The sequence below is a fragment of the Marinitoga sp. 1197 genome (genome assembly GCF_001021165.1).
In the GTDB taxonomy this organism is placed as follows: Bacteria; Thermotogota; Thermotogae; order Petrotogales; family Petrotogaceae; genus Marinitoga.
The window spans coordinates 41,856-54,145 of record NZ_AZAY01000002.1 but is presented as its reverse complement, the minus strand read 5'-3'; the positions used below and the strand labels follow the sequence as shown (position 1 = coordinate 54,145).

Annotated in this window: 9 protein-coding genes; 2 read left to right on the top strand and 7 right to left on the bottom strand. The window is 29.6% G+C overall.

The genetic code is table 11. From position 1 onward, the window contains the following. Positions 1-333 precede the first annotated feature (333 nt). A complete protein-coding gene (locus X275_RS00570) occupies positions 334-2,697 on the top strand; it encodes a Lon protease family protein (protein ID WP_197072558.1) in 2,364 nt (787 codons plus the stop codon). Next, positions 2,688-3,617 (top strand): tyrosine-type recombinase/integrase, encoded by a 930-nt coding sequence (locus X275_RS00565; RefSeq protein WP_047266782.1) that lies wholly within the window; start codon positions 2,688-2,690, stop codon positions 3,615-3,617. Before X275_RS00570 ends, X275_RS00565 begins: the two co-directional genes overlap by 10 nt. Positions 3,618-3,901: 284 nt before the next feature. Here X275_RS00565 and era read toward each other — a convergent pair whose 3' ends face one another. From era to amrB, 7 genes are all read right to left on the bottom strand, one after another. Further along, positions 3,902-4,804 (bottom strand): GTPase Era, encoded by a 903-nt coding sequence (gene era, locus X275_RS00560; RefSeq protein ID WP_047266783.1) that lies wholly within the window; start codon positions 4,802-4,804, stop codon positions 3,902-3,904. Next, complete coding sequence (locus tag X275_RS00555; protein ID WP_047267043.1) at positions 4,801-5,922, bottom strand: TM0106 family RecB-like putative nuclease; 1,122 nt, start codon at positions 5,920-5,922, stop codon at positions 4,801-4,803. The genes era and X275_RS00555 overlap by 4 nt, the downstream gene beginning before the upstream one ends. Positions 5,923-6,553: 631 nt before the next feature. Beyond that, positions 6,554-8,587, bottom strand: coding sequence for a glycine--tRNA ligase subunit beta (gene glyS / locus X275_RS00550; protein ID WP_047267042.1), 2,034 nt, complete (start codon positions 8,585-8,587; stop codon positions 6,554-6,556). Next, a complete protein-coding gene (locus X275_RS00545; RefSeq protein WP_047267041.1) occupies positions 8,580-9,437 on the bottom strand; it encodes a glycine--tRNA ligase subunit alpha in 858 nt (285 codons plus the stop codon). Before X275_RS00545 ends, glyS begins: the two co-directional genes overlap by 8 nt. 12 nt (positions 9,438-9,449) lie before the next feature. After that, complete coding sequence (locus X275_RS00540; protein WP_047267040.1) at positions 9,450-11,102, bottom strand: DAK2 domain-containing protein; 1,653 nt, start codon at positions 11,100-11,102, stop codon at positions 9,450-9,452. Positions 11,103-11,115: 13 nt separating this feature from the next. Beyond that, positions 11,116-11,457 carry an Asp23/Gls24 family envelope stress response protein gene (locus X275_RS00535; RefSeq protein ID WP_047267039.1) on the bottom strand — a complete coding sequence of 114 codons (342 nt, stop codon included), beginning with the start codon at positions 11,455-11,457 and terminating at the stop codon, positions 11,116-11,118. A gap of 16 nt (positions 11,458-11,473) precedes the next feature. Further along, positions 11,474-12,289 carry an AmmeMemoRadiSam system protein B gene (gene amrB, locus X275_RS00530; RefSeq protein ID WP_047267038.1) on the bottom strand — a complete coding sequence of 272 codons (816 nt, stop codon included), beginning with the start codon at positions 12,287-12,289 and terminating at the stop codon, positions 11,474-11,476. Position 12,290: the final 1 nt, after the last annotated feature.

Here is a 12,290-nt window from a genome sequence, read left to right as displayed (position 1 = left end):
AATAATAAAGGATATAGTGATTTGCTATATCCTTTTATTATTATACGATGTCCAAAAAGTAAAGTCGCTCAAACCTTGATTGTTAATCCTCAAAAATAGCTCATTCTCGCCGGTCGTATCAGACTCACATCCATGTTCGGCTTCACTCAATTTTGCATCCATGCAAAATTGACCGGTTTCATTCGCTATTTTTTCGGACAATCCGCGAGTTTTCGCTTGCTTTACTAATTGGACACACTATTTCATTACTATTGTGTGATATAATTTTAGCATAATGGTTTTATAATGTTTTTTATCCAATAACCCGCCGCAGGCGAGTACGGAGGTGAAATGTTGAAATTAAAATTAGAAGATTTTAAGATTAATATGCCACAATTGAATTTTGAAACTACAGAGAGTTTAAAGCCAATAACACAATATTTTGGTCAGAAAAGAGCATACGAATCTATTTTAATGGGCCTTGAAATAGAACAGAAAACACATAATATTTTTATAACAGGTCCAGTAAATACAGGCAGGAGGACTTTTGCTAAAAATATTTTGGCACAATATTCAACAAATAAAAAAACACCAAAGGATTATATTTATGTTTATAATTTTAAGAATTCGATGAGGCCAAAAGCCATTTCATTGAAATCTGGAGAGGCTAAAATTTTTAAAAACGAGCTTGAAGAAACCATAGAAATGGCTTTTAATGCTATAAAAAAAGGACTTGAAGGTGAGGACTTTTCACAAAAAAGGACACAATTAGAGCAGGAATATTTAAATGAAAGAAAAAAAATATGGGAAGATTTGAAAAAACAAGTGGAAAGTTTGAGTTTTAAGCTACAATTTACATCCGACGGTGCTGTAACTATACCAGTATATGAAGGTAAAGAGCTAACGGATGAGGAGTATGAAAAATTACCAGAAGATATAAAAAGTAAGTATGAAGAAAAAACTCCTATTTTAAGGCAATTGATGGAAAAAGCTATGATAAAAATAACAGAAACTGATAAAAGTTATCGTGAACAATTGAGAAATCTTGAAAAATATTGGGCTTTATTTACAATATCTGGAATATTTGAGAATCTTATAAAAAAGTATAATGGAAATTCTGATGTGGTTGAATATTTAAATGATATAAAAAACGACCTGTCAGAAAACTTTCCAGAAATTTTATCCGATGAAAATATATTAAAATATTATAGAAAGAAATATTCTGTAAATATTATAATCGACAATTCATCAATAAGTGGAGCTCCTGTAATAGAAGCAACGGATCCAACTTATTCTTCATTAATAGGGAAGATTGAGTATATTTCGCAAATGGGTGTATTAAAAACAGATTTTATGATGATAAAGCCAGGGATGCTACATAAGGCTAATGGTGGATATTTAATTCTTGATGCTGAAAAGGTTATGAGAAATCCATATGTATGGGAAGCGTTAAAAAATGCTTTGATGAATAGGGAAGTGAAGATAGAGAATTTAGAGGGGAAAATGGGATTAAGTGTTGTTCATACTCTGGAGCCAGACCCTATTCCACTTGATATAAAGGTAATTTTAATAGGAGAAGAGTGGATGTATGAAATGTTATATGCTTATGATCCCGATTTTAAAAAATTATTTAATATAAAGGTACCTTTTGATACGGAAATCGATTTAAATAAGGAAAATGCTGATTATTTTGCACAGTTTGTAAAAAATATAATAAAGGAAAATAATTTAAGAGATTTTACGAAAAAGGCAATAGAAGAATTGATAAAGTATTCATGTCGAATTAATGGAAGAAATGATAAGCTTTCTGCAAAATTTGGATTATTAAAGAACATTATACTTGAATCAAATTATATTTCTGATAGATATAGTGATACTATACCATATGTTGATGGCAATGCTGTAAAAGAAGCTATTAAAAAACATGAAAACATGTTCTCTTTATACAGGGATAAAATAATGGATTCAATAAAAGATGGGCAATTGATTTTGGAGACAGATGGTATGAAAATCGGTCAGATAAATGGTTTAACGGTTATGGAGGTAGATACGTTATCCTTTGGAGTGCCTGTAAAGATAACAGCTAAAGTTTTCTCGGCAAAGCAGGCGGGATTGCTCGATATTCAAAGGGATTCTGATATGAGCGGAAAAATACACAGGAAATCAACGTATATTATAGAAAATTATTTTTATTCAAAGTATCATCTTGATGAAAACATGGTATTTTCTGCCTCAATAAGTTTTGAACAAGTGTATTCTATACTCGAAGGAGACAGTGCATCTCTTGCAGAGGTTTTGGCGTTGATATCTGCAATATCAGCTGTTCCAATAAAGCAAAATTTTGCTGTAACAGGTTCTATTGATCAGAATGGGAATATACAGCCTGTTGGTGGAATAATAGAAAAGATAGAAGGTTTTTATAATGTATGTAAAATTAAGGGATTAAACTCGAAACATGGCGTAGTAATTCCATATCAAAATGTTAAAAATATTGTGTTGAATCATGAAATTGAAGAAGCTATTAAAAATAATAAATTTCATATATATGTTGTAAAAAATGTAGATGATGCGATAGATATAATGATGGATAAAAAAGCTGGGAAAACAGATGAATTTGGGAATTATGAAAAGGATACGGTAAATTATAGGGTATTGGAAGGAATAAGGTATTTAAAGAAATTACATCCCACTAAAAAGAGGTTTTGGCTGTGGAAATAGAAAGAAAAGAGATAAATAAATTTGATGAGATTCTCATTGAATTTCTTGAAGAACTCGATGATGTGACTGATGAGACAAAAAAACAATATACAAAGTCTATAAAATATTTTTTAAATTATTTGAGAAAACGCAATGTATCAAAGCCAACACCAAAAACAGTTAAAATGTGGAAAACCTTTTTATTAAAGGAAAAAAGTCCATATACTGTAAATTTATACCTATCAGGTATAAGGCGTTTTTTTGCTTTTTTAGAAGACAGAGGATTATATGCAAATATTGCAAGGAATGTAAAAGGAGCCAAAAGACCTTTTGGACATCAAAAGGATATATTAACAGACGATGAGATAAGAGAGATTTTTCAAACTATTGATACGTCAAATTTGTCTGGAAAAAGAAATATGGCAATAATAAAATTGCTCGCATATACAGGTATAAGAACATATTCTTTAACGAGGATAAAAATAAGAGATATTGTAAAAAGAAATAATAAGGTTTTACTGCATTATAAATCCAAAGGTCATGTTGGAAAGGATTCTATAATTTCACTTCATAAGGATGTATATGAAGCGATAAATGATTATTTAAAAGAAAGGAATAAGATAAAAAAGGTTAAACCAAATGATCCTTTATTTATTTCACTTTCAAAGAATTCATATGGAAATGCTTTAACGGAAAGAGCTATTCAGATGATTATTGATAAATATTTTAATGAGTTGGGTTTGAAGGATTTTAGAGGCGGAAAAAAGTTGTCTGCACATTCATTCAGACATACTGTTATTACAAAAATAGCTTTAAACCATGGCATAGAAGCTGCGAAACAGATTGCAGGACATAAGAATATTTCTACAACACAGATTTATTATCATGAAGCAACTTCTGTTGCACTTGAAGCGGATGAACTTATTGATTTTAATGAATAAATAGAAATAGTATAGTTATTTTTTTACTATTAAATATTTCTCAAAATAATATTCGATCAAGCGGTGAAATTTCTAATCTTCAAAATTTTTCATTCCCGCCGGTCGTTCAAACTCGCATCCGTGCTCGGTTTCACTCAAAATCACATCCATGTGATTTTGACCGACTTCATTCAAAATTTTTCAGGAAATTTCAAGCTTTCTCTCATATTATTTTTTGAAATATTTAGATTATATATTTATTATATTTTTTATTTTAATTATACACGATCCAAAAAATTCTTTTTTTATTCCAGGTCGTTTTTCAGTCCTATTGTATTTAATATTATCGAATCTTTTTGTCTCCATTTGTCTTTTACTTTTACATATAAATCAAGATAAACTCTGTCATCAAGTAGCATTTCTATATCCTTTCTTGCGAGCATTCCTATTTTTTTTATCATTCTTCCTTTTTGCCCTATGATTATACCTTTTTGCGATTGTCTTTCAATATATATTTCTGCTCTGATATATATAAGGTTTTCTTTATTTGTTATTTCTTCCACCACTACTGCTGTAGAATGCGGTATTTCTTCTGAGGTTAAATGGAATATTTTTTCCCTTATTAATTCTGATATCATAAATGCTAACGGCCTGTCTGTTGTCATGTCTTCAGGAAAATATTGTGGCCCTTCTGGTAATACTTCTATTATTTTTTCAAGTAATTCTGATATGTTTTTACCTGTTAATGCTGAAATTTTGAATTCTGCTATGACATTTGATTTTTCGTCAAGTACTGTTTTTATTCTTTTTTCTGCTTCTTCTATTTGATTTTGTGTTGCTGCATCTACTTTGTTTATTATCAGTATTGTGGGGATACCGGATTCTTTTATTATTCTGGCTATGTTCAGGTCTGATTCTCTAACCATATCTATTGGATCTATTAAAAAGAGTATTAAATCCTGCCCTTTTAATGCGTTTATTGCTATTTTTACCATATATTCTCCAAATTTATGTAATGGTTTATGTATCCCCGGTGTATCCACCAATACTATCTGTGCATCTGGTGTATTCAATATGCAATTTACCCTATTTCTTGTGGTTTGTGGTTTATCTGACACTATAACCACTTTTCTTTTCATTATCGCATTTATTAATGTGGATTTCCCAACATTTGGTTTTCCTGCTACTGCTACAAATCCACTTTTCATTTCATCAACTCCCTTAATTTTTCCATTATCATTGCTGTTGCCCTGCAATCATCTTCGTTGTATTTTATTATTTTTTCCAGACTTTCTTTATGTCCTTTTAAGTAATTTTTGTACTCTATAAATATGGCATATCCGTTTAAATCTGTTCTCCATTTGTAGCCAAAATATTTGCTTATGTCTTTTAATGAATATGATGTTACTGGAATCGCTATATTTTTCTGTATTTTTTCGTATAAGTCATATGACCTGTCTTCGATTTTGTAGAGATATTTATATAGATGTGATATGTTTTTTGTTATCATTTGAAGTCTTTTTATGTCATAAACATCATAATGAACTATTATATCTTTTGTTGAATCTATGAATTTTAAAAATCTCTCAAGGTTATCATCTATATTTTCCAAATTTAAAAATGCTTTATATTTGTTTTTTATTAATATTCCGTGTAGGAAATCAAGGTCTCTATATGTTTCAACATCATATACTATGTATTTTTTTGGTATGTCAAATTTGTTTATTATTATTGGTTTGTTTTCAAGTAATGATTTAAGATTATATAATGGTTTTCTGAATTGTGGTGGTACCTGTTCTATTTTATTTGCTTCTACTGCTTTTATAGGGTTGATATTTATATCTTTTAATAATTTCAGATAGCTTGTTGATATGCCAGGAACTATGGATATGTCCCCTTTTTTTAGTAATTCTCTGTGACATTGAACCTTTATTTTACAGAATTTACAGTGATTTCCTGGTGTTTTTTCCTGAGGTGTTTTAAAATATTCTATTTCTTTTTTTAATAATGGCATTTTTCTTTCTATCCATCTTTCAGAAAAATAATGGACTTTATTTTCAAGGGTTACTTCTATTCCCCTGACATCTTTTCCATTTTTTCGAAAGTATAGATATACAGCTATTATATGATATATATGGTTTAATTTTAATTTTCTTGATTCTCTGGATATCTTTGCTGTTTTTCTTCTATTGTCGTATTCATCATAGCTGGCTACTATTGTTATTCCTTCATAGTTAATTTCGAAGTATTTTGTTGGTCTTTTGTAAATTGGAACAAAATGTTTGCACTTTTTTATGTTTCTGTAATTTAATAAATCCATTTTCATAAATTCCAGCTCCGCTTCTATCTGCGTTTTTAATTTTTATATTTTTTATATTAGATTTTTTTATTTTATATTCACTCAGGCGGAAAATTCTTTTCCTCATTACAGGATTACTTGCCGCCGTCGCTTAGACTCGCATCCGTGCTCGGCTGCGCTCAAAATCACATCCTTGTGATTTTGACGGCTCACGTAATCCTTCCATTCGGGAATTTTCAAGCCTTCGCTACATATAAAATTAAAAAAATCTAATAATCTCAAAAAAATAACGTGAGAGTATTATTTTCTGAAATTATCAATTTACGTGAACATAATGGAATGTCTAAAAAGTCTAATTTGAATATAATTTAAAAATCAATAATTTATAATAGTAATTAAATTTAAATAGGTGTCTAAAAAGTCTCAAATGAAATGAAGGCTCGAAGATTGCCCTTAAAATTATGAATGGAAGCCGTCAAAAAAACAGGATGTTTTTTTGAGTGAAGCTTTTTCATGGATGAAAAATCTGAGCGACGGCTGAGAATGAATAATTTTAAGGATAAGCAATCGAGCTGCCTGAGTGAATTTGACTTTTTAGACATCGTATAATTAAAAATTAATAATTAAAAATCAATAATTACTTTTATTTTCAAAATCATTAACTATACAACTTTTCAATATCACCAAATTCAAGGAATAAATTGGCTATGTTTTTTAAAAATCCCAATCTGTTTATTCTTATACTTTCGTCTTTATCCATAACAAAAACATTATCAAAGTAATTGTCTATTGCACTTTTTAATTTTAATAATTCTTCTATTGCACTTTCATAATCCAGATGTTCTATTTTTTCTTCCATCTTGCTTTTTACTGTGAGGTATTCATCGAATAATTGTTTTTCTGCTTCTTCTTTAAATAATCTTCCTTCATATTTTAAAGAGTCGTGTTTTCTGGATATATTCTGTACTCTTTGAAATGTTTTTATGAATGTTTTAAAGTTTTCAGAGTATACTACTTTATTTAAAGCTTGAGCTGATATTAATGCGCGTAGTGGTTTATTCCAGTTTATTGTTACTGTATTTATTACATCGGTTGATATTCCTTTTTTAGATAGATATGTTTCAAATCTACCTTTAAAGAAATCTGCGATTTCTTTTTCGAGATATTCAATATTTATAATTTTTGCAATTTCTTTCATTATTTCATTTAGGTCTATATCCCAATTGTTTTCTATTATTATCCTTAAAACCCCATATGCTTTTCTTCTAAGTGCAAATGGGTCTTTTGAACCAGTTGGTATTTTTTTGATTCCAAAGAAACCAATTATATCATATAATTTGTCTGATAATGATATTATTAATGAGTTCAAATCTGATGGCAATTCATCATTTTCTTCAATTGGTCTATAATGTTCTTCTGGAACCATGTATATATCTTCTTTATAACCTTTGTGCTTTAGATATATTCTTCCCATTGTTCCTTGAAGTTCAGGAAATTCATATACTATATGTGTGGGAATATCTATTTTAGAGAGTTCTGCTGCTTTTAATAGATTTTGGTTTTTGTAGTTGAGTTTTTCTGCTATTATTTTTGATATTTCTTTTAACGCTTTCACTTTGTCTAAATATGTTCCAAGACCTGCTTGATAGGTTATTTCATTTAATTTGGATAGATATGTTTCTTCATCTGTATTCAGGTCTTCTTTATAATAGAATTTTGCATCATCAAGCCTTGCATTTATAACTCTTGAATATCCATTTGTAACGTTTTTTTCTTCGCTTAATCCGTCTTGAAATGCAACGTAATAATTTGTTATTTTATTTTCTTTTTTTGCTACGAAACTTCTTTGATGATGTTTTACTGTAATTTTTATTACTTCTTCTGGCAAATCCAGATATTCTTCATTAAATGATCCCAATACTGCTGTTGGATATTCGGTTAGTTGTGTTATTTCATTTATTAATTCCTCATCTTTTTCGATTTTTAGTTCGTTATTTGTTGAAATTGCTTCTATTTCTTTTTCTACTCTTTCTTTTCTTTCTGTATAATCTGCTATTACAAAGTTTTCTCTTAATTCATTAAAATAATTTTCCGGATGGTTTATGGATATTTCACCTTTTCCAAGGAATCTGTGTCCAAATGTTTTTCTCGATGTGTTTATTCCAAACAATTCGAAGTCTACTATATCATAATTCAACAATGCCACTACCCAGTGTACTGGCCTTATAAATTCATAATCACCATTACCCCATCTCATTGGTTTTTTAAATCTTAATTTTTTTATTATTGATGGATATATCTCCGATAGAGTTTCAGATATTTTTTTACCTTCTTTTTTTATTTTTGCAAACATATATATATTGCCTTTTATTTCTTTTTCTTTTATTTCATAATTTTCACCTTTTAATGAGTTTAAAAATCCTTGGTATGGTCTGGCTGGATTACCATTTTCATCAAAAGCAACTTTTTTTGCGGGACCTTTTCTTTCTATTGTTCTATCCGGTTCTTTTTCAGGCAGTCCCTCTAATAATATTCCAAATCTTCTTGGCGCTATGAACACCTGTAATTTGGAATAGGATATGTTTCTTGATTTTAATTCTTCTTCTGTATATGTATATAATTGTTTTATTATATTTTCATATTCACTTGATGGTAATTCTTCAACTCCTATTTCTAGTAATGATTTATTCATTGCCTTCGCCCCCAATCTCTTCTAAATATGTGCGGGCAGTTTTTCTCGCCATGTCTCTTATGATTAATATGTATTTTTGACGTTCATTTACACTTATGGCATTTCTTGCATCAAGCAGATTAAATGCATGTGCCGCTTTTACAAGATAATCGTATGCCGGTAAATATAATTTTTCTTTTATTAGTGATTCAAACTCATTTTTGTATGTTTCAAACAAGTTATATAATGTCTTTATATTTGCTTTTTCAAAATTGAATATGGAAAATTGCCTTTCGTTTTCTTTAAATAATTTGCCATATGGTACATCTTTATTCCACATGGTTTCATATACATTATCTTTTCCCTGCAAATACATCGCAAGCCTTTCTATTCCATATGTTATTTCAAGTGATATAGGTTTTAATGAAATTCCTCCCATTTGTTGAAAATACGTAAATTGAGTTATTTCCATTCCGTCAAGCCATACTTCCCATCCTATTCCCCAAGCACCTAATGTTGGTGATTCCCAATTATCTTCTATAAATCTTATATCATGTTCTAAAGGATCAATCCCTATCGCTTTTAATGATTCTAAATATATTTCCTGAGAGTTTTTGGGAGATGGTTTTAATATTACCTGATATTGGTGGAATCTCTGCATTCTGTTAGGATTTTCACCATATCTTCCATCTGTAGGTCTTCTGCTTGGTTGAACAAAGGCTATGTTATATGGTTCTTTACCGAGTGTTTTAAAAAATGTCGATGGGTGATATGTGCCTGCACCCATTTCCATGTCGTATGGTTGGTCTATTACGCAACCATATTCTGACCAAAATTTATCTAATTTTAATATTAAATCCTGTATATACAAGTCAATTCCTCCCTATTCGAGTGAAATTAATAATGGATAATGTGGTTGTGACCCATTGTGAATTTCCACTTCAAGGTCCGGAAAATCTTCCATTAATTCATTTGCAATTAATTCCACTGTTTTTAATTCTATATCTTGACCATAGAATATGGTCATTATTTCATATCCATCATTGATTTTTTCTTTTAACACTTTTATTACAGCCTCTGTTAAATCAAAACTATGCGCTTTTAATTCTTTGCCGACAAATACAAGGTATTCATCTTTTTTTATTTTCTCTTCAGCAATTTCCGAATCTCTTATAGCATAGGTTACCTGTATTGGCACTATTGAAGATATTTCTGATTCTATTGCCTCTTTTAATTCTTCATAGGTCATATTATCATCAAAAGCTAATAAAGCTGAAATTCCTTCCTGTATATATTTTGTTTTTATTACAAGTATTTCTTTGTCTTTTACCATATCTGCAACTTTTTCTGCTGTTAATATAATATTAGGATTATTTGGCAATATTAATATCTTTTTTTGAGGCAATGTTTCTATAGCCTCCATAAAATCCTTTACGCTCGGATTCATTGTTTGTCCACCAAAAATAACCTTATCTACACCAAGACTTTTAAATATTTTTGTTATTCCTTCACCAGGCGATACTGTTATTATGCCCCAATTTTCATTATTTGTTTCGTAAATTGGCTCTTCTTCTGATGAGGTTACTGCGTTAGCTGTTTCTACAACGTGTTCGTGTTGAACTTTCATATTGTCTACTTTTACTTTATATAATTCGCCATAATTTATGAATTCTTCGAATACCTTACCTGGTCTATTGGTATGAACATGTGTTTTCAGAAATTCTCCCTGATGAACTAATACGATTGAATCACCGAGTTCTTCTAAGAATGCCCTTATTTTGTCTATTTCTTCTTTTGATATTTCTGAGTTATTTAATTTTAATACACATTCTGTACAATATTGAAATTTTATTTCTTCATATGCTATTTCTTTTATCTGCTCTGCTGATGCACCTTCTATTTCTTTTAGATTTATTGTTGTATCGCCTTTTATTGCGTCTCTGAATCCTTTTATTATATAGCTAACACCTTTTGCTCCAGCATCTACAACATTAGCATCTCTTAATTTTTTTAGATATTTTGGTGTTTCTTCAACCACTTCTTCGGAAATTTCATATAATTTGTCCAGAAATTCTTCAAAATCTTTTATTTCAGATAATTCATTTTCTGCTCTTTCAGCAACTTTTCTTATTAATGTGAGCATTGTTCCTTCTACTGGTTTTATTACAGCATGGTATGCAACTTCTTTTGCGTTTTTTAATGCTTCTATAAAATCTTTTGTTGTTACTGTTTCTTTATCTTCAAGTGTTTCAGTAAAACCTCTGAATATTTGAGAAAGTATAACTCCGGAATTTCCTCTTGCTCCCATTAATAATCCGTCTCTCATATTTTTCATTATATCCTTTAATTTGTCCTTATTTTTAACTTTGTCAAGCCATTCACATGCTTCAAGCATTCCTGAGGACATATTTGAACCTGTATCTCCATCAGGAACAGGAAATACATTTAATGCATTTATTTCATCTTTGTTTACCAATAATGTTTCGGCCGCCTTTTTGAATGCCACATAAAAGTCTTTTGCATTTAATTCTGTCATTGTATTCACCTCTTTATGATTTTATTCCCACGACTTTTACATTTACAACTACATCGACATCCCCCAAGGCTTCCTTTATTCTATGATATACATTTTCCTGTGCATTTGATGCAACTCTTTTTAAAGGCAATCCATATTCCATATAAATATATAGGTTTATTATAACTCTGTTATTTTCTTCTATTACTTCAACACCTTTTTCTTGTGGTTTTTGAAGCATTGAGGTTAATTTATTTAGAAATCCACCTTTACCTATATCAACTGTACCATATGATTCTAATGCTGCTCTATACACTATTTCATTAAATACTTCTGGTTTTATGGTTACCTTTCCAAGTTCAGTTTCAACTATCATGATTACACCTCCAATTTTATTTTTCCAATAATGCAGATAAATATCCAACGGTTCTGTCATAATCACCAAAAGCAGTAGCGCTTGTTGTATGATTTAGTATTTTTACTTTTTCAAAATTCATGTATAGTAATGTATTTATGCATCCGTATCCACATGCAGTAATACTATATTGTTTTACTTTTTCGTATAATAATTGTGGATTTTTTCTCTGTATCGCATTTATTAGCATTTCTCCTTTTTTCATGGTTATTTCATGATTTTCATAATGATTCAGATCACTTGATGCTATTATTAATATACCATCTTCCATTAATTCGTTTAATACCTCTGCTAATTTTTTAGATGTGTATAAGCTTTGATCACCAAGAATAATGGGTACTATTTTAAATGTATTTCCATACAAATATTGTAAAAAAGGCAGTTGTACTTCTATTGAATGCTCATATTGATGTGCGGAATAATCTCCTGATATTTCTAATTTTTCTACTATTGTCTTCGCCATTTTATCTACTTTTAGCTCTCCAAGTGGTGTAATCCATGTCCCTTCTGGATAGACAGAAATATTTGGACCTATACCTGTATGATTAGGTCCAATTATTATAACAGATTTTATTTTACCTTTTTTGAAGATTTCATAATATCCATATGAAGCTGTTTTTCCAGAAAATATATATCCAGCATGTGGTGATATTAATCCCATTGGTTTAATATAATTTTTTTCTTTATTATCATCCAGATTATTATTATCTGGAAAATATCCACTTATCATTTCAAGTAATTCTTTTTTATTCTCTGGATAAAACGTCCCTGCCACAACAGGGTATCTTTTCATA

Coding starts and splice junctions, on each gene's coding strand:
- X275_RS00540 (WP_047267040.1), bottom strand. CDS start 11,102: ATGACAGAATTAAATGCAAAAGACTTTTATGTGGCATTCAAAAAGGCG.
- glyS (WP_047267042.1), bottom strand. CDS start 8,587: ATGAATAAATCATTACTAGAAATAGGAGTTGAAGAATTACCATCAAGT.
- amrB (WP_047267038.1), bottom strand. CDS start 12,289: ATGAAAAGATACCCTGTTGTGGCAGGGACGTTTTATCCAGAGAATAAA.
- X275_RS00555 (WP_047267043.1), bottom strand. CDS start 5,922: ATGAAAATGGATTTATTAAATTACAGAAACATAAAAAAGTGCAAACAT.
- X275_RS00535 (WP_047267039.1), bottom strand. CDS start 11,457: ATGATAGTTGAAACTGAACTTGGAAAGGTAACCATAAAACCAGAAGTA.
- era (WP_047266783.1), bottom strand. CDS start 4,804: ATGAAAAGTGGATTTGTAGCAGTAGCAGGAAAACCAAATGTTGGGAAA.